The sequence below is a fragment of the Paenibacillus sp. GQ49 genome (assembly GCF_059759055.1).
In genome coordinates, this window is the sequence record NZ_JCAXEL010000013.1 from 1 (window position 1) to 22,589 (window position 22,589).

General features: G+C 46.7%; 19 protein-coding genes and 1 tRNA gene. 3 read left to right on the plus strand and 17 right to left on the minus strand.

Going from position 1 to position 22,589, the window contains the following annotated elements:
• Positions 1-93: 93 nt before the first annotated feature.
• The 3 genes from AC6CIF_RS20705 to AC6CIF_RS20715 form a co-directional block, all read right to left on the minus strand.
• Positions 94-4,053: a S8 family serine peptidase gene (locus AC6CIF_RS20705; protein ID WP_498201383.1), complete on the minus strand. Its 3,960-nt coding sequence runs from the start codon at positions 4,051-4,053 to the stop codon at positions 94-96.
• 397 nt (positions 4,054-4,450) lie between these two features.
• The gene (locus AC6CIF_RS20710; protein ID WP_498201384.1) at positions 4,451-5,221 is read right to left on the minus strand and encodes a class I SAM-dependent methyltransferase; all 771 of its coding nucleotides are present in this window, start codon (positions 5,219-5,221) and stop codon (positions 4,451-4,453) included.
• A 199-nt stretch (positions 5,222-5,420) separates the two neighbouring features.
• Positions 5,421-5,494: transfer RNA gene (locus AC6CIF_RS20715), tRNA-Arg, on the minus strand.
• A gap of 442 nt (positions 5,495-5,936) precedes the next feature.
• Between AC6CIF_RS20715 and AC6CIF_RS20720 the strand changes: the two genes are divergently transcribed.
• Positions 5,937-6,230: a magnetosome magnetite crystal formation protein family gene (locus AC6CIF_RS20720; RefSeq protein ID WP_017692583.1), complete on the plus strand. Its 294-nt coding sequence runs from the start codon at positions 5,937-5,939 to the stop codon at positions 6,228-6,230.
• A 178-nt stretch (positions 6,231-6,408) separates the two neighbouring features.
• Here AC6CIF_RS20720 and AC6CIF_RS20725 read toward each other — a convergent pair whose 3' ends face one another.
• Together AC6CIF_RS20725 and AC6CIF_RS20730 are read right to left on the minus strand one after the other, a co-directional pair.
• A complete protein-coding gene (locus AC6CIF_RS20725) occupies positions 6,409-6,765 on the minus strand; it encodes a hypothetical protein (protein ID WP_036605881.1) in 357 nt (118 codons plus the stop codon).
• A gap of 31 nt (positions 6,766-6,796) precedes the next feature.
• Positions 6,797-7,096, minus strand: a complete 300-nt coding sequence (locus tag AC6CIF_RS20730; protein WP_017692581.1) for a hypothetical protein — start codon at positions 7,094-7,096, stop codon at positions 6,797-6,799.
• A 192-nt stretch (positions 7,097-7,288) separates the two neighbouring features.
• On the opposite strand from AC6CIF_RS20730, the gene asnB reads away from it, so the two are divergent.
• Positions 7,289-9,133, plus strand: a complete 1,845-nt coding sequence (gene asnB / locus AC6CIF_RS20735) for an asparagine synthase (glutamine-hydrolyzing) (RefSeq protein WP_498201385.1) — start codon at positions 7,289-7,291, stop codon at positions 9,131-9,133.
• Between the two features lie 147 nt (positions 9,134-9,280).
• On the opposite strand, the gene AC6CIF_RS20740 is transcribed toward asnB, so the two are convergent.
• From AC6CIF_RS20740 to AC6CIF_RS20780, 9 genes are all read right to left on the minus strand, one after another.
• Complete coding sequence (locus AC6CIF_RS20740; protein WP_498201386.1) at positions 9,281-10,978, minus strand: methyl-accepting chemotaxis protein; 1,698 nt, start codon at positions 10,976-10,978, stop codon at positions 9,281-9,283.
• A 413-nt stretch (positions 10,979-11,391) separates the two neighbouring features.
• On the minus strand, positions 11,392-12,252 hold the full coding sequence (locus AC6CIF_RS20745; RefSeq protein ID WP_498201387.1) for an STM4011 family radical SAM protein: 861 nt from the start codon (positions 12,250-12,252) through the stop codon (positions 11,392-11,394).
• Positions 12,249-13,637 (minus strand): STM4012 family radical SAM protein, encoded by a 1,389-nt coding sequence (locus AC6CIF_RS20750; RefSeq protein WP_498201388.1) that lies wholly within the window; start codon positions 13,635-13,637, stop codon positions 12,249-12,251. The genes AC6CIF_RS20745 and AC6CIF_RS20750 overlap by 4 nt, the downstream gene beginning before the upstream one ends.
• A gap of 47 nt (positions 13,638-13,684) precedes the next feature.
• The gene (locus AC6CIF_RS20755) at positions 13,685-14,470 is read right to left on the minus strand and encodes an STM4013/SEN3800 family hydrolase (protein WP_076211273.1); all 786 of its coding nucleotides are present in this window, start codon (positions 14,468-14,470) and stop codon (positions 13,685-13,687) included.
• A complete protein-coding gene (locus AC6CIF_RS20760) occupies positions 14,463-15,710 on the minus strand; it encodes an STM4014 family protein (protein WP_076211271.1) in 1,248 nt (415 codons plus the stop codon). The genes AC6CIF_RS20755 and AC6CIF_RS20760 overlap by 8 nt, the downstream gene beginning before the upstream one ends.
• 21 nt (positions 15,711-15,731) lie before the next feature.
• Positions 15,732-16,574 carry an STM4015 family protein gene (locus AC6CIF_RS20765; RefSeq protein ID WP_076211268.1) on the minus strand — a complete coding sequence of 281 codons (843 nt, stop codon included), beginning with the start codon at positions 16,572-16,574 and terminating at the stop codon, positions 15,732-15,734.
• Between the two features lie 350 nt (positions 16,575-16,924).
• The gene (locus AC6CIF_RS20770) at positions 16,925-17,548 is read right to left on the minus strand and encodes an XTP/dITP diphosphatase (protein ID WP_498201389.1); all 624 of its coding nucleotides are present in this window, start codon (positions 17,546-17,548) and stop codon (positions 16,925-16,927) included.
• Position 17,549: 1 nt separating this feature from the next.
• Positions 17,550-18,305, minus strand: coding sequence for a ribonuclease PH (gene rph / locus AC6CIF_RS20775; protein WP_017692572.1), 756 nt, complete (start codon positions 18,303-18,305; stop codon positions 17,550-17,552).
• Positions 18,306-18,424: 119 nt separating this feature from the next.
• The gene (locus AC6CIF_RS20780) at positions 18,425-19,480 is read right to left on the minus strand and encodes a GerMN domain-containing protein (protein WP_091037631.1); all 1,056 of its coding nucleotides are present in this window, start codon (positions 19,478-19,480) and stop codon (positions 18,425-18,427) included.
• A 186-nt stretch (positions 19,481-19,666) separates the two neighbouring features.
• On the opposite strand from AC6CIF_RS20780, the gene AC6CIF_RS20785 reads away from it, so the two are divergent.
• Positions 19,667-20,233 carry a phosphatidylglycerophosphatase A family protein gene (locus AC6CIF_RS20785; RefSeq protein WP_498201390.1) on the plus strand — a complete coding sequence of 189 codons (567 nt, stop codon included), beginning with the start codon at positions 19,667-19,669 and terminating at the stop codon, positions 20,231-20,233.
• 158 nt (positions 20,234-20,391) lie between these two features.
• Here AC6CIF_RS20785 and AC6CIF_RS20790 read toward each other — a convergent pair whose 3' ends face one another.
• From AC6CIF_RS20790 to AC6CIF_RS20800, 3 genes are read right to left on the minus strand one after another with little or no spacing between them, the layout of a single operon-like run.
• A complete protein-coding gene (locus tag AC6CIF_RS20790) occupies positions 20,392-21,045 on the minus strand; it encodes a ferric reductase-like transmembrane domain-containing protein (protein WP_498201391.1) in 654 nt (217 codons plus the stop codon).
• A gap of 31 nt (positions 21,046-21,076) precedes the next feature.
• Complete coding sequence (locus AC6CIF_RS20795; RefSeq protein WP_498201392.1) at positions 21,077-22,120, minus strand: FAD:protein FMN transferase; 1,044 nt, start codon at positions 22,118-22,120, stop codon at positions 21,077-21,079.
• The gene (locus tag AC6CIF_RS20800) at positions 22,117-22,533 is read right to left on the minus strand and encodes a hypothetical protein (RefSeq protein WP_076329054.1); all 417 of its coding nucleotides are present in this window, start codon (positions 22,531-22,533) and stop codon (positions 22,117-22,119) included. Before AC6CIF_RS20800 ends, AC6CIF_RS20795 begins: the two co-directional genes overlap by 4 nt.
• Positions 22,534-22,589: the final 56 nt, after the last annotated feature.

Genomic DNA, 22,589 nt, shown 5'->3' on the forward strand with positions numbered 1-22,589 from the left:
CCTGTGATGGGAGCATATCAAATTCAAGATGGAGGCCGTTTATGCATAGAACAATTCCTTCATTAATTTAATCAATTTCAATGAGGAATGAACTTACTTCACTTTTACCTTAATCGTGTCTGTGCTGGTAACTCCGGCTGCGTTAATTAACTCTGCCCGATACGTATACGTGCCCGATGCTTTCCCGGACAGTGTAGTCACAGCACTTTGCGCATAAGGTGTAGCCGAACGGAGTTCTTGTGTATCGATCAACTTATCATTTTCATAGAGACGATACTCTGTAGCGTTGGTCCCCCACCACAGGTTCATGGTCACCTTATAATGGCCGTCGCCATCCCAGTTATCCTGAGAGAGAACCGCTTTGCCTGGCGTTGCGTTGGTAACCTGAACAGTCAACGTCTGACTACGTGTTGTTCCCTTATCGTTAGTCAGCTCAGCCACGTACGTATACGTGCCATTGGCTTTGCCCGTGATCTTCGTCTGAGCAAACTGCGCCCAAGGTGCGTTGTAAGTCAACTTTTGCGTATCAACCAAAACCCCGTCCTCATATAACTTGTAGCTAGTTGCGTTCTCGCCCCACCACAGGTTCATTGTAACGATATACGCGCCCTCTGGTAAGCCGTTGCCTACCCAGTTATTGTGAGACAATACAGGCGTACCTGGGGCCTTAGTTGCCGGAGTTTCAGGTTCGGTCTCCACGGCTTCCAATTTCAATGCCGTATTGGCTGTACCCGAAAGCCCCTGTTGATCTTTTACTGTAAGTTCAACAGCATAATCGCCTGCTTCAATTCCCTCCAAAGGAAGGTTGAAGGTACCATCAGCTTGTACTTCAAAGACTCCTTCTTTATAAACCGAACCATCCTCTTTTTTCACAACATACGTTGCTTCCAGAGAAGCGGCCGGATCAAACGTGATGTTCCATCCGCTGGCAAGCGCAGGAGCTACACGGAAGTACAAGTCTTCCACGCTACCATTAAGTACAGCAGACTCATCCTCTTTGAACTCCAATGCTTCTGGTGCAGTTACAGCCGGAGCTGTCTTTTTCACCAAAAATGGCGAAGTGTCTTCCTTATAGGTTTTGCCGTCCGTACCAATAGTAGTGATGTCTACCGTATATAAACCATCCGGAATCTCAGTCACTTCATCGGTTGTGTAATCTGCATATGAGCCGTCCCAAGCAAGGTTGTATCTTGCATTGGCATTGAAGTTAAAATAGTTACCAAAGATGGAGCCGATATAACCATCTTGATAATATCCACCTTCCGGATTAAGACCATCATAGATCTCAATCAGGGCAAAAGTCATTGGATTATAGAATTCCATCGCTACATTAAGGGTATCCAACGTACCATCAGCCTTCAATGGATAGTGGAATGGATTTTTTTCAGTGCCTTTTACGGTTTCAATATATTTAACCCCACTCAACGTAACGTTGAAATGAGCAACATATGGCACAGTAAAAGTATTGGTTCCGTTTGAGAATTCAATGTATCCTTGTGCTTCTGTAGTCGCAGTAACCCCTCTTGGAACGGTGATTGTTACTGCAAGTTCTTCCTCACCATTCAGTGTGAAGGAACTCTTGTCTACCGCAACGGATACACCAGCGACGTTACGAGTTGGATTCACATTTACGGTGTAATCCCCGCCACTACCATTCAGCGCTTCAACTTTAATCGTTTTGGTAATCGTCTTTTCATCTGTACTTAAGAAATTACCGTAGTTGATACTTCCGGTGATATTCTCCTTTTCAACAACAGAGCCACTTTCTGTGTATTGAGTCACATCAAGCACTTTGACAAAAGCAGCAGGATCAATGGTGTTGACAGCCTGAATACGGCCAGCACCTTGATCAAATACATCAAACTTGGTTGTATCCAGCACTTTACTATTGTTCATCAGTGCAACTTTGATATCAAATGGTGTCCATTCCGGATGCTTCTCGATCAGCAACGCAATCAAACCTGCTACATGAGGTGTAGCCATACTTGTACCTGATTTACGATCATAAGCTTGTGCGTAATCTGCATCTAGCTCATCCTTGCCGTAGGCAGGAATCGTAGACAAAATGCTTGTACCTGGTGCAACAATATCCGGTTTGATGTCCAGCGTTACCTTAGCAGGTCCACGTGAACTGGATGAACTCATTTCATCGCCCGGAGTTTGGGAACGTTCAAAATCACTAAAGCTCACTTCAACGGCTTGGCCTGCGTCCAGCTCAGCCTTGATCACATCTCCATCTTCCTTGGACATGCTCAGTGTTGGAATAAGTTCAAAGTTATCGCCCAGACTTACACCGATTGGACCGGGAATGTTGTTATATACAATAACAGCCAAGGCTCCGGCTGCTTTAGCATTGGCGATTTTCTCTACAAATGCGATTTCACCACGCTGTATTAATGCCACTTTACCTGTAAAATCCTTACCTTCAAAATCAGTTGGCTTACCCAGTGCTGCATATTCAAGCTCATATTTCCCTGTCAAAACAGTTTCAGGGTCTGCCGACAGGCTCCATCCCATCAGATCCAGACGGTAAACCGACTCTGTAATAGCCAGTGGAGCTTCAGTCGGAGCAATTACAGACTCTTCTTCCACAGGGGCAGCTTCAGGAGAAGCTTCAACGGGTGCAGAAGGTGATGCGGATGGAGTATTTTCTTCCGTTGTAGCTTCTCCTACATTCGGAACTTCAGCTTCATTAGAAACTGTGTCCTCCACAGCTGCTGCACTTTCCTCATCAGCAATTGCGGGTACAACTTGCTCTGAAACTTCTGGTGCTTCTGTTCCAGGTGCCGTCCCCAGTTCAGGAGATTGTTCAACCTCTGGCACCGGTTGTTGTTCAGGTTGTGCCTCTTCGCCTTCCTCACCAATCCAGAAGTGAGTATCGGCTGTAATCAGCTGGCTAGGTCCTGTAGAGTTACCTACCGTAATGGCCATTGCAGACGCACCCGGAGAACCGAGTGTATAACGGTTAGGTCCACTGTTACCACTTGCTACAACCGCTGTCACACCAGACAACATCGCATTGTTCAGGGCAACCGAAGTGATATAACTCGGGTCGTTGGCGGCGTTACCCAACGAGAGATTGATTACGTCCATGCCATCTTGAACAGAACGATCAATTCCGCCGAGTACCCATGAGGTTTGACCACTACCATACGGTCCAAGTACACGGTAAGCATAGATATCTGCTTCAGGAGCCACACCAACAATACCGTAGTCCCCTGCTTCGCGAGCAGCAACGGTACCCGCTACGTGCGTACCGTGGGAGGTATAATAGGGGCTTCCAAGCTCGTTAAGCTCAGGCTCGCCTGATCCTTTCCATTCTTGATATGTTGTTTCATACGGATCATTGTCGTTTCCAACAAAATCCCATCCACCTTTGTAGGCTTCCTGCAAATTAGGATGTTCATAGTCAATCCCTGTATCGATGACACCCACTTTGATTCCATTTCCTTTGTAACCCAGATCCCATACTTCAGGTGCGCCAATAAAAGGCGCTGTGTCTTTCATGTACGGGTTCACTTCATCTGTCTCGGGCGCTATTGTAACTTCAAGGTCAGGATATACGCTGACCACGCCAGGTATTTGAAGCAATTGTCCCACCTGGTTTCCTTTAAGCTCAATCGCTACACCATTCAGGGCATATGCATATTCTTCCAATACTTCATGTTTGATTTTCTTCTGAGTGAGGCTATGTACAAATGACTGTTGTTGTTGTTCAACTTGAGTCACAGCCTTTGTTTCCATAGAGGAGGTAAAAGATTTTCCGGAGAGGGTTGATTCACCTTGCGCTACTGCAACAGGTTTATTGGAAAGCTCAACGATCACTCGGGTGTTCTCTCCACCCAGGCCTTCCAAGCTTTTATCCAAAAATGGATCTGCGGCAAGTTTTGCTTCTCGTCCTGCAAGAATCTCTCTCCATTGTTTGGCTTCGGCCGTACTTGGTAAATTCTCAAGCTGAATAGCTGAATCTGTGGGAGCGGCTCCAGCCGCGGGGAGAATAATGGAAAAGACCATCAGAACACTTAATAACGTGGATATCAATCGTTTACTCAAGGCTTTGCCCCTCCTTTTAAATGTGAATACGTCACCAAATGATGGGTTCCTGCTGTGTTTGTGCGTACTGCAATACGCACTCCAATTTCACCGCCTATCTGCAAGAAGATTGACCCTTGGTAAATTATTCTATCAAAATACCACATTTTCCTTCTAAATACTTACAAATATGATATAGAAATTACTTATATGGGTCTTGAGTACGATAAAAATATCCATTTGTAATTATTTGTCGTTTGAATATTTCATTTTTAAAATAATGCATCAAAAAAAAGACCAAGAGCCTCTTTATCCGAAAGAGATTCTTGGTGTATAGGCGAAGCTTGGTTATCATATAAAGGATCGAAATAATTTGTTTAACAACTATAAAAATCGCTATATATTGCAAAATTTCACTTTATTCTGACTTCACGGCTTCAATACGCAGACGCTTATAATCGGCATACAGAGCATCATCTTTCCAAAGGCGAGGCATCACGATCTGACTGGTTTCATCGCATATTTGTTGTATCTCTTCATGACTGAGACCCTCAAAATAGTCCCCTCCAAAATGAGCCAACCAGCCTACTATACCCTGCTCACCATCTGCCAGTCTGGTAGGACGGTCGTAGTGATAGGCCTGTCGCACCACAAATCCACGTTGTTCTAAAATATGGCTATATTCTCCGATCGAAGGAAAATACCAAGGATTGCGTTCCGATGCACGAATGCCCGTGTTTCGCTCCATAACCTGCTCTAATGCATTCACAATGGTCTGCACATTCCCTTTACCACCAAATTCTGCGACAAAACGCCCTCCGGTCTTCAAAGATTTCCATATACTATCCACCACTAATCGCGGGCTTCGCATCCAGTGCAGGGCTGCATTGGAGAAAACAGCATCATACAGTCTATTCGTCTCAAACTGATGACCGTCCCCTTCCACAAACTCAAGTTCAGTGAATTTTTCCCTTGCCCGGCGAATCATGTCTGGCGATGCGTCCATGCCAATAACTTCAGCTCCGGCCAGAGAAATTTCATGCGTCAAATCCCCCGTCCCGCAACCCAGATCAAGGATATATTCCCCTTTTTGGGGTTGAAGCCATGAGATCAGGTTTTTGCCGTATCCGGACACAAAAGCCAGTTTGTTGTCATACTCATCTGCTTGCCATTGATTTAATGATTTCATGGATACCACCGTCGCTTTCGTTATTGATATCCTCATTGTGGCACAGAATTGTTTATTCTTTAAATATATAGATTCTATATTGTTTATAGGTATAACCAATAAAAGTACTAACGAAGGGGATGCTCCGACGAACCATTGGGGGTTCTCTTCCCCTGAACGAAAAACAAGAAGCTTCCCGAAGGAAGCTTCTTGTTCTTTACGTCCCAGGAGGGATTCGAACCCCCGACCGACGCCTTAGAAGGGCGTTGCTCTATCCAGCTGAGCTACTGAGACAAATATGTATAATAAATTTTCGGCGCGGTTCTTATTATACTCTGATTTCTATATTTTTCAATAGTTTTATAAAAAAATTAATAATTATACTTAAACGCGGGCTCAAAAACTCCGGTTTTCAGTACCGAGAAGATGGAATGAAGGTAGAAATGGAGTAGCGGAGCGTAGGCAAACTACGTGAGCAACGGACATTTCGGCTGAATTCCATATTCGATGTTGATGATGCCACTAGGCATCATTCGTAATCAAAGGCGATAAATGTACTTTTCGGTGTTATTCTCATACTCCAGTCCCTTTGAGAATATGATAGCTTGAACCAGGTTATATTGAGGAGATTGGGACATTTAGAGTAAGATTAACATCAGACATTTTCAATGTCAGAATTGCTGGGTAATCTTTTGCATACATACATTTCAATGATCCATTGAAGGAGAGAATCGTCATGAGACAACTTTTATCAGCCCTATCCTATTTCAGTATTTTCTTTGCTCCGTTCCTGTTTCCCATCATTATATGGATTGTTGCCAAGGATGATTACATTGAGGGACATGCAAAACGCGCCTTATTCTCACATGTATTCCCCTTTCTCGCTGCCATTCCGTTATTTTATTTCTTCGTGACTGCGCATAGTCTGGGTTCCGCCGTTGGGTTTGTCATTCTATTCTTTGTGATCTACGGATTAAGCTTTGTGTACAACGTGGTCAAAGGGATTCAAGTGCTGCGCGAGTATGCTTGATCAACATACCCACCTGTTCTGATCATCGCATAACAAAACCCGCCGTTCAACAACGGCGGGTTTTTCCAGTTACAGATACAGTCAGAGCAACCAGCAACAGCAACAGGTCACATCTACATATAGCTCAACATCGAACTCTATCCCACTATCGCCACATGTGTTGCTGGAGCGTTACCTGTTAAGCCTGCCCGATCAGATAACGCTGAAGTGTTGGACCAAGCAAACCAAAGGAAAACAACTCACTTTGAAACCGAGCTTTATCTTCTTCTACTGTCATACCTTCGCTGTTCTCAAATGCGGTATCTGTCGCCTCTTCAAACGCAGTATGCATATTATTGTTATACCAGTCGATCGCCGAATCGGAGTGATTGCGTACAATCCGAACAACTTCCAGCGAATTTCCGGGCTGAGTGGAGGCCACGTATACAAGTAATGACGGGTCTCCGGCATTTCCAGGCTGCACTTCAACCTCTGCACAAGACAATCCATCTACCTCGGTTAATCTGCGTATTTTGGCATCTTGAATGGCATACATTCGTTATCGCGCTCCTTTTCCTTTGTGCTTATCATGTACTTTGTTCAATCTGGTATCGTGTCTCTGGTGTGCCCAATCGATAAATCTCCCGATACACCTGTTGTAATACCGTTTCATAAGCTCGGTTTACGGACTCCTCCGGTGTATCTGGCCATGGGAATACCATGCCAGGAAAGGCCTCTTCCTCCTTTTCCTGCATGAGGCTCAGCAGTCCCAGTAATTGCTCCGCTTCCTGCGGCGTTGCCTGAATGATCCATTCATATGATGTTACCGACGGATCTGGAATAACGGAGCGGCCCATGACAGACACATAATACTTCATACTGTCCATTGCATGTTCTCTCCTTCACAGGCATGTTGAGGCCGTTGTCCCTAGAACTAGTTTCCGAAGAGGACAGACATTTTATGCCTGCATTCGGCATATATTTGTTACGACCTCTGACGAAAAGACAACATTTGCTGGTTGCCAGTAACTAAGCAGCCATACGGATGAATGACTCGACCAAGAAAGGATGAACAAACCATGTGCGGTATTACCGGCTTCATACAGTGGAATCGGGATTTGACCCAGGAATCAGAGCTGCTGGTCCGTATGACGGATAGCTTGTCGAACCGGGGGCCCGACGCTTCAGGTACATGGATCTCCAATCCTTGTGCCTTTGGACATCGGCGTCTTAGTGTAATGGACCCCGAGAACGGCGCACAGCCCATGCATGCGTTACAGGGAGATACCTCCTATACCGTCGTGTATAACGGAGAACTATACAATGCACCCGAGTTGAAAAAGGAATTGCTCCAGCGGGGGCATCAGTTCCGCACGCAATGTGATACGGAAGTGTTGCTCGCCTCTTATATTGAGTGGGGACCGGCATGTGTTGACCGGTTTAACGGTATTTTTGCTTTTGCCATATGGGATGGGGGACGCGAACAGGTTTTTATCGCACGAGATCGCCTTGGCGTGAAACCTCTGTTCTACAGTAATAACAAAGACACTCTCGTATTTGGTTCAGAGCCCAAAGCTCTGCTTATTCACCCTGATGTGGAAGCCGCTGTAGGCCCGGAAGGATTGGCCGAAGTGTTTATCGTAGGGCCTGCACGGACACCAGGACACGGCGTATACTCTTCACTAAGCGAACTCAAGCCTGCGCACGCGCTGATCTATAACCGAAACGGTATCCGAACCTATGCCTACTGGAAACTGGAAAGCCAGAATCACGAACATAACCTGGAAGAGACGGCAGCAGAGGTACGCTCTCTCTTGCAAGATACACTGGAGCGCCAGTTGGCTTCGGATGTTCCAGTATGCTCTCTTTTATCAGGAGGACTGGACTCCAGCGCCTTGTCTGCATTAGCCGTTGATTATTACAAGCGAACCGGGCAAGGCCAAATCAGTACGTATTCTGTCGATTATGTGGATAACGCCAAGCATTTCCAGGCGCATTCCTTTCAGCCGGGTGCAGATGGACCCTGGATTAAGCGAATGGTGGATGAACTCAAGACCGACCATCACTGGATTGAGATTGAGAACGGAGAACTGATTCATGCACTGACACAGGCCATGTTAGTCAGGGATCTGCCAGGTATGGCAGATGTAGACTCCTCGCTCTATTTGTTCTGTAAAGAAATCAAAAAAGGGGCCACGGTTGCCATCTCAGGCGAAGCAGCAGATGAAGTGTTTGGCGGTTACCCCTGGTTCCATCGAGAAGATATGCTGAACTCCGGTACGTTTCCGTGGTCTGTAGCGCCTGATATGCGAGCAGCGTTGTTATCCCCGGATATTCGGGAATGGATTCGGCCACTCGATTATTTGTCAGACCGTTATTCGGATGCAGTGGCTGAAGTGCCTCTGTTGGACGGGGAAACGGGTAAAGCCGCACAAATGCGGGTGATGTCCTACCTGAACATTACACGTTTCATGCCTACACTTCTGGATCGCAAAGACCGGATGAGCATGGGGGCAGGACTGGAAGTGCGGGTACCTTACTGTGACCATCGTCTGATCCAATATGTGTTTAACATCCCTTGGGAAATGAAAATAACGGGTGGACGGGAAAAAGGTATTCTGCGTAAAGCACTTGAAGGTGTCCTGCCTGACGATGTGTTATATCGTAAAAAAAGTCCGTACCCGAAAACACATAATCCGCAATATCTGGCCGCGGTCAAACAACAGGTACTTGATATCCTGGATGACCCCACATCACCTATTTTGCCTTTGATTGACAAAACTCAGATCCGGAATCTTGCGTCTTCACCAGATGCAGCTTCCAATCTTCCCTGGTTCGGACAGTTAATGTCGGGGCCACAGTTATTTGCTTATCTGACTCAGATCAATACCTGGTTGCGGACATATAAAGTCGCTATTCGTTAAGATCTTGTTATGCATTGATTCAGCATGATGAATTATTTAAGGGTGCCCAAACAGTAACTACTGTGTTTGGACACCCTTTTATTACTTTTTTATAAGAATCTCTGTACGTATGCGCTCGTTCTTCATCCACATTCCACTCAGTTCAATTTATTGCACTTTGAAACGACTGACGGTCTGTTGCAACTGTTCTGCCATCAAGGAGAGATCATTGGCTGCGGAAGCGATCTCCTGCATCGCAGACAACTGCTCCTCTGAAGATGCACTCACTTCTTCTGTTCCAGCGGCTCCCGTTTCGGTCACTTCCATGATTGTTTTCATAGACCTATTGATCTGTTCTACACCTGTTGACATTTGCTCAATTGAAGCAGAGACTTCCTGTGTTTGCCCCGCTACGCCCCCAACCGCTTCACGAATTTCATCAAATGTGGCTCCCGCTTGGTGAACAAGTGTAATCCCCTCTTGAACCTCTGTGGATACAACCACCATAGATTCAGCAGCATTTCGCATTCCCTTCTCAATCGATGCCACCAATGGAACAATTTGATTAGCAGAAAGCGCAGACTGCTCAGACAGCTTCCGAACCTCTGTAGCAACAACTTGAAACCCTCTTCCCTGTTCGCCAGCTCGTGCAGCCTCAATAGCAGCATTAAGGGATAGGAGATTCGTCTGTGCTGATATTTCCGAGATGCTGTCCACCATTTTCACAATATCCTGAGAGTGTCTGCTCAGTTCCTGGATCACGACCGACAGATTCGACACCGTCCCTTGTATAGAATTCATTTGACCTATCGCAGACTGAACTGACTCGCTACCCGATATTGTTTTTACGGAGACTTTGGTAGCTTCTTCAGACATATGGAGTGTGTTCTCCGTAACTTGCTGAAAGCCTGTCGTTAACTCATTCATCGTCTGGAATCCATCACTCGCCATTCGAACCTGTGTATCCATACCTGTTGCAATCTCACCCATTGTGATGGCCACTTGCTCTGTGGCGGTTGCTGTCTGTTCGGTGCTTGCTGTCAACTCCTCTGAAGAGGCAGCTACCCGTTCTGCACTGTCTCCTACCTGATGAATGAGTGTACGCAAATTGGCAGACATGGTATTAAAGGCTTGGGCGAGATCACCAATCTCATCCTTGTTACGGACCACAATAGGCTCACCAGTCAGATCTCCGTCTGCAATCCGGCTCGCGGATTGGGCAATAGCAGCAACAGGTAAGGATATCATTCTGCCAATGACATACGCCACAAGTGCCCCGATGAGAAGAGAAGTCACTCCTATAATTGCAATCCACCTAAGGACCTGCACAATCTGAAGATTAGCCTCCACAACGCCTGAGTTCATGGCATCTTGTTGATGTGTTTCCATCTCTTCTACAATGCCTTCAAATTCAGAGATCAGACTTGGGGCTGTATCCTTCAGTAATCTTGAGATTTCACTGTTATCCCCCTGTCTTGTCAATGTCATAATCTGCTGCGCAAGTTCATAATATTGGCTCATCGCTTCATCCGATCGTGAAAGGTAATCTTTCATCTTTGAACTTGAAACTGATGATTTTAATTCTTCATTTAATGCTATGTAATCTTCATAAGCTTTATTAAATGCCTGTTCGTTCTCCGCACTGTCTTCCAGAATATAATTTCTCAAAGCAATCTGCTGTGATTTAAGATCAATCGACATATTTTTAATGAGTAGTAGTTTGCTTGTTCTATCATTAATTAATTCTGTATACGTTTTCTCAACGGCTATAAACTGCGTATATGATATAACCGTTATAGCCACCAATAATAACAGCACAGATGAGAAACCCATAAGTAATTTACGGCTAATTGAAATTTTTTTCATGTGTACTCCCCCGAAAGTTCAGATAACGTGCATGATACTTCCTACATCCACCCTCCTTTCAATTAAATTGAGACTTTAGACCCAATTAAAAATATAATTCGCGATTATATGTACAAATACTATTCATAACAGGGTCTTTTTTCCTATTCATACTAACCCAAAAAATATAAAATTTGAATCATAAACTTAAAAATATTATTTTTCAAAATTGTCAAGGCCCTTTTAATAAAGAACACAAACACTAACTCTGGTCCGGTAAAACAAAAAAAACACCTTCCAGAAGGCAAGTCCAAACCAAAGGTCTGATCCTGCCTATACTAAAAGATGCGTTTGAAGTTACGCTGATATGTGGTTTAAAACCGGATAAACATATTCCAACTCCCCAGTGGAATAGTTAAATATAAAAATGCCGGTCAACGAATCAATACCGGATTACGTTCCAGCAGCCCGCTGCCAAACGTTTCTCTGAAAGGGGAATCCTCCATATGAATATAACCGATGTAACAGCCACATTTTTTCATGCGACAAGGCCGATCCTCAGCCAAAGCCTGCAAACCATCGCGATATAGATGTCCAATGATTCGACGATCCTTGTAACATCTCTTCACATGCCCGGACCCCTGTACATAAAACACTTCCGAACCGGCAGCACATCGTTTGCCCAAGCTCTCATAATCCTGCAGATTACCTTCAAAAAGCGGATCAAGCCCACGTAAAAACTGAATTTCCTCTGGTGTGTAATACTTGGGTCGATCTTTGAAGGCATTAACCCACATATACACATCATCCGGCAAAGCCTGTCTCATGGACTCGATTGCGGGGAAAGCACTACGGAGTCCGACAGTACCGACACTAAAAGCAAGTCCCATCTGACGCAAGGTCAGACATTGTTTAACAAAAGAAGCCTCTTTTGTCTCACGAGGATGATACGTCGCCCAAAAGGCTGCTTTGCTCGCATCCAGCTCCCTCGCCCAATCCAGCTTGACGGACAGGTTGGTTTGAATTGCAACTTTATCCACATGTGGCATATGTGACAGCTCAACCATCGCTTCCCGGTACCAACGACGCACCAAAGCTTCACCGTAGGGATTGAAGAAAATCGAAAATTGATGCCCGGCACTCTCTTGCTCCCTCACCCAATTCACAAATTGACGCAATTGTTGTTCATCCACTTCCAACGTCTCTTTGGAATCCACGGTTTTGCTAAAAGGACAGTAGGGACAGTCGTAATTACAGGAAGACAACTTCCCCCGATAATACAAAGTCGCTCTCATGAGAAAACAAACCCTTCCATCTGTTCACGAATTTCGGCAGATATAAGCCAATCTCCAATCGCATCGGAGTAACCCAGTCCTTCTTCTGTCAGACGCAGCACCTGCTTGCCCTCATCGCTCTCCAACTCCGCCATGCCCTCTGTCAACAGTTCAGCCAACCAGACATAGTCGGACATCACATCGGTACCAAAGCGCTGTTGGTAGTCAGACAACGTCAATCCCTCCCGATGCAGCAAGGCTTTCAGAATAAAGCGCCGTCTCTGTTCCTCACGGCTTAACACGATGCCATAATCCGCCACATCGTAGCGCTCAGTTGCCACATAATCGGCAATGATGCTTTGTGTGGCCTTGTAACTCACGCCATACTTGGAAGCATAATGTACTTCACTCGTATAAGATCGTGCGCCACATCCCAGACCAACCATGCCCTCCTCCTGACAACTATAAGGAAGAAGCACTTTGGAGAACGACTGTTCTTTGGCAAATCTGCGCATCGAATATTGCACATAGCCTTTACTTTTTAAAGTCTCACGTGCAGCTTTATACAGTTCCATCCGAATATCAGGTCCCTGACGGCGAATGTCATCAGGCTTCACGATTGTATTTTCCCGTGTATACAAGGGATAGATGAAGATTTCGCCAGGTTCGTAGGCCAGAACTCTTTCCAGTGAATATATCCACGATTCCACCGTTTGACCTGGCAGACCATAGACCAGATCCAGATTCAACAACGGGAAATCATACCGAGTAAGCTTCTCAAGCGCACGTTCGACCTCCTGCGGTTTTTGTGGACGATAGATGGCAGATGCTTCAGCTTCAATAAAACTCTGGATGCCCATACTGATACGATCCACACTTCGTTCCTTCATGATGGCCAGCTTGGCTTCCGTAACGGTATCCGGCGACGTTTCCACCGAAATCGATGCTTGCGCAGGGTCCAGCCCCATCACATGTTCAGCAATATCAAACAGACGATTCAACTGAACCTCATTTAATAATGTAGGCGTTCCTCCACCAATCGCAAACCTCGAATACGGCCTTCGAGATGTAATAGGTGCCCACTGCTTCGCTTGACGTTCCAGCGCATCTACATAGCGTTCATGCGTATCATCACGGCGATCCGGCAGTGTGAACAGATTACAGAATCCGCAACGAGCAGCACAAAAGGGAATGTGCATATACAAAAAATACGTATCGGTATTTTCTCGTTCCCACAGTGGCCCTAACGGCAGTGGTGGGTCAAGCTCCCGATAGGCGGTCTTGTGTGGGTACGAGTATAAGTAAGAACGATAAGGGAATGCCAGTACTTCACTGAGACTTGTAGCTATATTGGATCCGGACTGTGTGGAATGGCCTGTTGTTATATGTTGTATATGTTTCTCCATCGGTTTCCTCCTGTCTCCGGTTGTTGTCCTCATAAGATCAATACATTCTATACTAAAAATTCACGATAAGGCACCGTCCAGACGACATCATGCGCAAGCCGGTGTCCTTGATACCCGTCTTCACCGTAAGCTGTACCATGATCGGAAAAAGCCAGGCAATACGCAGGCCGGGCGCGTCTCCTCATCGCCTCGAACAATGGCCCAAGAGCCTCATCTACATATCGAAGTGCAGCTCGCTGAGTCTCCACCGAGTCCTCCTTCGCTCCTTCTACAAAGTAACGATTGGGTCCATGAATGGCGGACACGTTCAAAAACATAAATATCTTTTCATCCGGCGCTGTCTGTTCAAGTAGCTTTAATGCATGCTGTACCTGATGCTCTGTCGATTTGGGGTTGGTTACCCCAAAGTTCATTCTCCAGTAGCTGTGTTGGAAATAGTCAGGCAATACTTTCGCAAGTGGGTTTTTTTTCGTAAAAAAGATGACGCCGCCAATACAGATGGTACGGTAACCTTCAGCTGCGAACCCGGATACGATATCCGGTGTATCAAACAGCCAGGTGTGCGGATGTGTCTTGAGTCCGGTATTCCGGGAATGAAATAACCTTACATGAGATGCCTTGTCTGTATTGGCAGGAGTCGGCATAAAACCACCAAAAAAAGCATGGTGTGCCGCATATGTAAAACTGCCTGGGGTATGGCGCTTCTCCCACGGACCCGAACCACACAGATTAGGACAATTCTCCTCTTCCAGCTTGGCTACGTCATAGCGTAACGTATCCAGCGTAATCATTAACAGATCATGGGAGCCCACAATGGTGTTCATATCAGGCATGTTGAATAGGCTCCTTTCGTAAAAGTTCCATTTCCCACTCGTAGGTTCCGAGGCCATGATGCTCAACTCTGTATAACAGATCTCCAAATGGATTCACATCCAGCACATAGGCACGCGGATTCGAACCACTAGTAAGCATCACATCAATCCCAGCTGACCACGAGTTGGGAAATGCAGACATGGCTGCTTGCGCTGCCAACCGTACCAGCGACATCCGCTGTTCATCCAGGCCTGCTTCAGCAGGCAGCATACGCTCATTGCGCAGATGCAGATTGGTAATCGGGGTACGGCTCAGCCGCATAATCGCGTGACCTGCCTGTCCACCTGCAACCAGTTGGCGAATATCATAGGCCCGCTGATCAAGCGTGGCTTTTGGCATCCATCGTTCAATCTGTGCACCTTCTGCACATAACCAGTTCATCAGCGTAGCAATCTCTTCACTGCGGGTATACTTGCGTAGACGTCCTTCATTGAAGAAAATCGTCTTGCCCTGTCTCTGTTCCATCCCCATCGTTGTTACAGCGATTTCATCACCCGTTCGGGGATTGACTTGATAGGCAACAACTCCTGAAGCCCCGGAGCCGTACGCAAGCTTCACAAACACACGATGCATTTCGGCAGCCTTCATTGAGGCACACAAGTCCATATAATTGCGGATTGGCTGCGAAGATTGAAGCGCCGGGGGTACATCAACTCCATGTGAAGATAGATGCTGCTGACATGTTCTCTTGTCAAACATCAATTGGATATCGGCGGGATCATTCATGAATCGGACTTCAGGCCATATTTCCCGAGACTCACGGCCGATTCGATCCAGACATGCTTTCCAGCCACGGAACCATTGAGCAGGAGCGTAGATTCTTCCCCACTCCTGTTCCAGCGCAAGTGCCTGTTCTGCGGAAAATGCTTCTGTACCCATCCCAGCCGTTAATGTTGACGAATCATTCATAGCTCCAAGGAACAGTAGTTCACGCTCCACGTCCCAATCCTCTCCAGGAGCATCAATCCGAATCAGGGGTACAGGCAGATTGAAATCTACTGTATCAGCGATGGTTCGACCGTGTCTCCAATTCTGCAGCAATTGAGCATATGGCAGTACAACCGCAGGTTTCAAACCCAATCTATGCCTCGCCTCTTGCAGCCCTCGTGTTCGTCGGTTATCAGGGTTTCCGACCAATAAAAAGGGCTGATCTTGCGTTAGATCAGTTACATTTATTGGTTGATGCAGGCTTTCATTCATTTCCTTTACACCTGACATCGACTATTCCGTTAACGATGGATAACGCCAGTCATCCTCATCACTCTGTTGCTGGTCGCTAACATCTACAGATATACCCGATCGGTTCCAGCGACTGATCATTTCATTGGTCATGTAATGGTAACTTAGATCAAGATGTTTCAATTTCTTGATCTTGTCACTGGCAAGCAACGCCTCAGCCCCTTCATCGGACAACGTTCCTTGCGATAGATCCAGTACTTCAAGTTGATCCAGAATAGGCGCTTCAGCTGCTGCTTTGGCAATCTCATCCTGAATTTCACTGTCTTTTAGACCCAAGTAAACCAGCTTTGGAAACAATCCTTTTTCTAGCAAAGGAAGTACATCTTCAAGTGATCCATTGAAACCATAATTATCCACACCCAGGTACAGTTCCAGTTTACGCAATTCAGGCAACTTGGCATGGGTGATTGAAGATAATACTTCTTTCGGGAGACCACCACAAATAATAATTAATTCTTCAAGCTTGGCATGCTGGAGTGGTTCCAGACTGAGGCCACTACTGCCCATTACAGAGAATGATTTTAATTGTGGAAAAGCACCTAACAGTGGTGTGAGATTTGTCTGGATAATCCACGATACTTCACATTCTTCGAATCCCATATCTCCAATAAACAGTTTCTTCAATGACGGAAAGCTTGGAGCCGACTCGACGAGCGTACCCATAAACTCATCAGGCGAATTTTCATAAGCCTGTCCCCAATCTCCGATGACCAGACTTTCCAATGAGCTAGCCTCCGGTTTAGCTGCCAGTTCCTTAATTAACTTTTCCATACGAATGCCGTCCTCATAATCATCGTAAGATACAACAAGCTTCACTTCTTGCATGAGTAGATCCCTCCGTTTAAGGTTCATATGTGATTCGTTAGTTTGAATGTTAACCCATACCACACAAGGCTTGCAACTTCTTCCAACTCCAGTCCCAATGAGATTCCCAATCGTGCAATGTAAACCATTTCTCATGTAGGTACAAGAACATACGTTCTGATATGTAGTCGCAGAAATAGCTATCTTCAATTAGGTATATGGATGGACCTTCACCAAACCCGATCAAATACTTCATTTCATAGAAAAAGCGTTAATGGCGGATGAACCATCCCATCGGAATGCTTCTGTCCTTCCATTAACGCTTTGATGTTCTCATATCATGAAGTTAAATCAAGATGTTTCGTTTAGTCTCAGCCTTCAAGTCTGGATACAAGCGCTCTCAGCGCGTGACCACGGTGGCTAATCGCCTGTTTTTGCTCAAGCGTCAGCTCTGCCATTGTCATCTCGTATTCAGGTACATAGAAGAGTGGGTCATATCCAAAACCGCCAGCACCTGCAGCTTGAGCCGTGATCCAGCCTTCCGCAGTGCCTTCTGCTTCATACTTATCACCTGTTGTCGGATCGTACAGGACCAGCGCACAGACGAAACGAGCCGGACTTAGTAGCGGCTGCTCGGTGTCCTCACCGGATTTCAACGATTCCAGCTTCTCCAGCAACTTCGCATTATTCTGTGCATCCGTTGCTCCTTCGCCTGCATATCTCGCTGAATATACCCCTGGATCACCATCCAACAGGTCTACACATAAACCTGAATCATCTGCCAGAACGGGCAAACCAAGCGCATCACCAACCGCTTTGGCTTTCTTCCAGGCATTCTCCGCAAACGTTACGCCATCTTCTACCACATCCGGCAGCTCCGGGTAGTCAAACATGCTCTTAACCTCTTTGCCAAGCGGTGCGAAAGCATGAGCGAATTCACGGACTTTACCCGCATTACGGGTTGCAACAATGAGGATTGGGCTGTCCAAACTCATCTTAGGCTTCCCCTAATCCACGCGCGCCGATCTTGAGCGCAATCGGTCCAAGCACTTCTTTTTGACGCTCGATCATTTCCAGAATTCCCTGTTCGCCCAGTTCCAACATGGCGTTCAGCTCACGGCGATCAAATGGTGCTTCCTCACCTGTTCCCTGAAGCTCGACGTATTTACCGCCACCTGTCATCACCAGGTTCATATCCACCTTGGCTTTGGAATCTTCATCATAGTTCAGATCCAGTACAGGCTGTTCACCCACAACACCCACACTTACCGCAGCAATGAAATCCGTAATCGGGAACACTTGCAGTTTGTGTTGTTGGGAAATCTTGTTCACAGCAAGCGCCAGCGCTACAAAGGCACCGGTAATGGACGTTGTGCGTGTGCCTCCATCGGCTTGAATAACATCACAGTCCAGTGTAATTGTACGCTCACCAAGTGCCTGCAAATTGACCACTGAGCGCAGCGCCCGACCAATCAAACGCTGGATTTCCATGGTGCGTCCAGTTAATTTGCCGCGATTGGCTTCACGTTGGTTCCGGGTATGTGTTGCACGTGGCAACATGGAATATTCAGCTGTTACCCAGCCTTTACCCTGCCCTTTCATAAAGGGAGGTACACGTTCCTCTACTGTAGCTGTACAGATCACCTTTGTATCTCCAACTTCAATCAGTACAGAGCCCTCGGCGTATTTATTCGTGTTCACTGTTAAATTCAGCGGGCGCAGCTGTTCGCTGGTTCGTCCGTTTGATCTCATATTTTCTGCCTCCTACGACTTAAGCATCCTGTAATGTTGAGCTTGTTCACACTTTTACGAATCCCTTATATTTTACCAAAGAGTTCGGTTAAAAGCATCCTTAAGCATTCCTTCGTTCATTAAATCGGAATTTCGTTGATATATTCAGGCTTGGAAACTGGCGCACTATAATCCCTGTTGTCGTCACCCATGACCGTTTTTTGGCCGTTCCATTCGATCTGTACTTTGGCATCCTTACTGGCTGTGTTCTCCGCAGTGGTTAATACGACAGATTGTAACAGCTCGCTTGGCACGATATCCCCTTCGGCAAACATATCATCTTTCAAGGCAACCGTGACCGTGCCATCCTCTGCCGTTTTGACCGATTGCAGCTCCGTTCCGCCTGTCATGACCTCTTCCAGTTCTCCGCCTTTGTCAGGTCCTTTGATCAGTTCGTTCAATGCTGCCTGCACCCGATCTTCACCAGGTGTAACCAGACGTGTCACCGGAACATAATATTGGATGCCTGCTGGTGAAGCAGCGGAGAAATAGACCGTGACCGGACTGCTGTTCGTCACAAACGTATCACCCAGATCCAGATTGATTCCCACAGCCCGATTCAGCGGTTCAGGCAGCGGCGTACTGTTTACCGGCATTTGCGTTAACTTTTTGCCATCCACCCAGATCTGCACATTCTCCACATCAGGTGTTCCCGTCAATGTCCACGTGACAGCTTCTAGCATTTTCCGTTCTTCCTTCGCATCATACTTGGCAAAATTACCCGAGAACTCAACAACCGCCAGCTTGTCATCCGCGTGAATCGTTACATTCTGCACAACCGTTCCCTGCGGGAGAACGCCCTGGAATCCTTCAGGCAGCATACCCGCATAGGCCCCGCCTGTGACAAGTGTATCCAATGCTGTCTTTGGACTGCTGGCATCTGTTCCAGAAGGAAGTGTCAGGGATACCGGAGCGAGCAGCCCCTGCTGGTCTTGCAGATATACCGTCGTTAACGGGAGCGTTGCGAGTGCACCATTTCCTTCGGCTGCCTGAATCATGGCTGCTTCCTGAATGGGCGGTGGTGGATCAACAGCTTCGGAAGACTGTGCTCCAAACATGCCGCAGCCTGACAATACCATAGGAATACTCAGCAGCGCTGCTGCCGATACCGTACGCAAAGATTGGATCTTTCTCATGATCACGTTCCCCCTCATCATTTTTACAGTTTGTACTACCATGTATACGAGCCTTTGTCCAAAAAATAACTAAAAGATAATCGCTTCGCTGAAAACTTATAATTATCTTTAAGAAACGTAAACAGGTTAATAACGTATTAGGAAGCATGAGTAGGGACATTGCTAACTTCAGAGGAGGAATCGCCCATGGAACATCCTGAGCAAGAAAAAATCCCTTACAGCCTGAATAGCCGCAAGGTGGCGGAGGCAACAAGGGAATGGCTGCATAAGCGGGGCGTCACGATCCCTGAGATCGCAGAGCTGGTCATGTTATTGCAGCAAAAATATTATCCAGGTCTAACGATGGAAGAATGTATCGAAAATGTGGAGATGGTTCTCCGTAAACGTGAGGTACAGAACGCCGTTCTGACCGGGATTCAGCTTGATATTCTGGCAGAACAGGGGCAGCTCATATCTCCTTTGCAGGAGATGATTGAGAACGATGAAGGACTGTATGGCGTGGATGAGATTTTGGCATTCTCCATCGTCAATGTATATGGCAGTATTGGATTTACGAATTATGGTTATGTGGACAAGCTGAAACCAGGGGTGCTTGAACGACTGAATGACAAGAGCCTGGGCCCTGTCCACACGTTTTTCGACGATATTGTCGGTGCGATTGCATCGGCAGCGAGCAGTCGGATCGCCCATCGCAAACAATCCGAGCTTGAAGAAGCACTGGGAGAAAAACCTGTCAGCGATGAAACGGTATAACGCGTAACTCGTTTCATATCTAAAATCATGTGGAACATTGGACATGTGTGTGGATACTTGGTGAAATAACTGTTGAGGAAATAACTATTTATGAAAAAAGCGGCCTGATGGCCGCTTTTTTGCATGTGTACGATACTTTTTTGATGATCCACATGTTATTATTTCAGATGCTTAGGTCGTACCGTTCTCACCAAACCAAAACCTTCAACCCAATTCTGCTCGGAAGGTGAACCAGATGTTGCCCGTTTCGGTCCAATCGTGATTTCCGGGCCTTTGCGTTCTCTCAACATGCCACGCAGCACAGTGATGCCAACGATGCTGAGTCCGGTAAATACATACATCATCCGCATGATGATGTTGCCAGAATCCGTTCCGGTCACCATGCCGTGAACCAGCAGACCAATGAACACCGGATAGGACAACATGTGGAACATGAACCACCATTTACGGCCCAGCTTGTTCCGCAGATCACTGGATAACAGGACAATCACTAATCCGTAGAAGGCTAACGTTCCCAGACCACTGCCGATCGGATGCACGGAGGCGGTAAAAGGAATCAGAAGTTCTCCCCAGGTAAATGGGCTGTAATGATCAATATATAACGTTAATGCGTGCACGAGTCCAAGTCCGAAGGCGAGCCAGGTCGTTCGAGTATGCCATTTGAACATGTCTGCTTTTGGTTTGCCTTTGGCCATAGGCATCCCTTGCGCAATACCCAGAAACACCCCGGCAAAGAGCAGCACATAAGCAGCAATTCCACTAATTCGAATGATATTCCACGTTGGCAGGTAATCTACAATCCATTGTGCCATAACCGGCTCCCCCATATCTGTTAGACTTGTCCTAGATCAGACTGAAGCGATGATCCGGATCAAAACCAGGCCAGTGCTCAGCAAGCGTATCCGTATTCCCTCTAAAATAAATACTCCCATCCCGTGTCATCCACAGGACGTCATGCCGATCGTAATGTCGGTTTAACCAGCCCACGGCTTCGGCACTTCCCAGAATGCATACCGTCTTGGCAATGATCTCGCATTGCGAAGCATGCTGTCCCATAACGGTACACTGCAATACATCCGTATCTGCAGGCTCCATCGTCCGGGGGTCAATGAGGTGGTGTGCAAAGCTTCCATCCGTATTCTGCCATTGTCTGCGGGAAATACTCGAAGTGGCAACAGCTCCTCGCTGTATACGGATCGCTCCCGACACAGCACCCTGATTCTGCAAAGGATCTGCTACTTGCAAGGTCCATTGGGAATGGTCTGGTGAACCCCATACTTGAATATCTCCACCCGCGTTAATCAAACCCGCTGGAATATGCAATGTTCGCTGCAGCCAGTCTGCGATACGCTCTACTGCCCAGCCCTTAACAATGCCTCCCAAGTCCAACTCAGCTCCGGGGTCCAGATGAACCATTCGGCTACCTTCCCGCTGGATCCAGCTCGGACGGCTGTGGTCATATCGATCTTCCATCCAGCCTGATGATTCAGGTGTTCTCGTTCGCAATACACGTTCAATTAATGGACGTTTCAATTGTCGTTGCTGCACCTTCTCGAAACTTAGATCATATCCCGAAGCCTGAAGAGCCTGCGAGATACCCGGTTGAAAAATCCCTTCGGTCAGGCCAATATATCCATATGCCAGACTCAAAACCTCATCCATCGCAGCGGAGATGGGCATCCATCCGGTTGAACCATTCAAACGATTCAGTTCACTGTCTGCCACAAATCGGCTGAAACGCTGCTCCTGCGTCTCAAACCAATTCTTCACCACGGTTGCTGCATGTTCAGCTTCTTCCCGCCCAGCGGACAGTTGTACTTCAACATCCGTGTTCATCGCACGGAATTGAATCCGGAGCGGACGAGCAACTTGCTCCGTGCGGCTCATGACGCACCTGTACGTGACTGATAGTTGCCACTGCTGTATCCGGAGTCTGTACCCTGGTTATTTTGCCCGATACGCTGAGAATCTGAATAATTCCCCTCGTTACTCGTGCTCTGATCTGGCCGAGCTGCTTGTGTGCTATCGGATGTTCCATTATATTGACTATCATTATTGTCATTGTCCTGCGTGTTCCAGTTGTTGCTGTCCGTTGTACTGTTGATCCATTCATCCATCACATCATCATGCGTATCCACTTGGCTTGAAGCAGTAACGCTTGTATCTGTGCCATTTGCTGTTGCATAGGCCACATCAAAGGCATCCGAAGTTCTTACATATTGAAAAAGTGCAGCCACAGTCAACGTTGCTGCCGCTGAAGCTTGCCATTTTCTCCATTGATTCCGTTTTCTTCTGGTCATCGCTCTTCCCTGCTTTCTTTAGCGAAGTTCATAGATGTATCATAGGCGCGCTGGCT

Bases quoted from the DNA above. Each gene is read 5' to 3' on its own strand.
- AC6CIF_RS20730 (WP_017692581.1), bottom strand. From the start codon at position 7,096: ATGGACAGTATGAAGTATTATGTGTCTGTCATGGGCCGCTCCGTTATT.
- AC6CIF_RS20780 (WP_091037631.1), bottom strand. From the start codon at position 19,480: ATGAGAAAGATCCAATCTTTGCGTACGGTATCGGCAGCAGCGCTGCTG.
- AC6CIF_RS20720 (WP_017692583.1), top strand. From the start codon at position 5,937: ATGAGACAACTTTTATCAGCCCTATCCTATTTCAGTATTTTCTTTGCT.
- AC6CIF_RS20790 (WP_498201391.1), bottom strand. From the start codon at position 21,045: ATGGCACAATGGATTGTAGATTACCTGCCAACGTGGAATATCATTCGA.
- AC6CIF_RS20785 (WP_498201390.1), top strand. From the start codon at position 19,667: ATGGAACATCCTGAGCAAGAAAAAATCCCTTACAGCCTGAATAGCCGC.
- AC6CIF_RS20755 (WP_076211273.1), bottom strand. From the start codon at position 14,470: ATGCCTGATATGAACACCATTGTGGGCTCCCATGATCTGTTAATGATT.
- rph (WP_017692572.1), bottom strand. From the start codon at position 18,305: ATGAGATCAAACGGACGAACCAGCGAACAGCTGCGCCCGCTGAATTTA.
- AC6CIF_RS20740 (WP_498201386.1), bottom strand. From the start codon at position 10,978: ATGAAAAAAATTTCAATTAGCCGTAAATTACTTATGGGTTTCTCATCT.
- AC6CIF_RS20770 (WP_498201389.1), bottom strand. From the start codon at position 17,548: ATGAGTTTGGACAGCCCAATCCTCATTGTTGCAACCCGTAATGCGGGT.
- AC6CIF_RS20750 (WP_498201388.1), bottom strand. From the start codon at position 13,637: ATGGAGAAACATATACAACATATAACAACAGGCCATTCCACACAGTCC.
- asnB (WP_498201385.1), top strand. From the start codon at position 7,289: ATGTGCGGTATTACCGGCTTCATACAGTGGAATCGGGATTTGACCCAG.
- AC6CIF_RS20765 (WP_076211268.1), bottom strand. From the start codon at position 16,574: ATGCAAGAAGTGAAGCTTGTTGTATCTTACGATGATTATGAGGACGGC.
- AC6CIF_RS20760 (WP_076211271.1), bottom strand. From the start codon at position 15,710: ATGAATGAAAGCCTGCATCAACCAATAAATGTAACTGATCTAACGCAA.
- AC6CIF_RS20725 (WP_036605881.1), bottom strand. From the start codon at position 6,765: ATGTATGCCATTCAAGATGCCAAAATACGCAGATTAACCGAGGTAGAT.
- AC6CIF_RS20800 (WP_076329054.1), bottom strand. From the start codon at position 22,533: ATGACCAGAAGAAAACGGAATCAATGGAGAAAATGGCAAGCTTCAGCG.
- AC6CIF_RS20745 (WP_498201387.1), bottom strand. From the start codon at position 12,252: ATGAGAGCGACTTTGTATTATCGGGGGAAGTTGTCTTCCTGTAATTAC.
- AC6CIF_RS20710 (WP_498201384.1), bottom strand. From the start codon at position 5,221: ATGAAATCATTAAATCAATGGCAAGCAGATGAGTATGACAACAAACTG.
- AC6CIF_RS20795 (WP_498201392.1), bottom strand. From the start codon at position 22,120: ATGAGCCGCACGGAGCAAGTTGCTCGTCCGCTCCGGATTCAATTCCGT.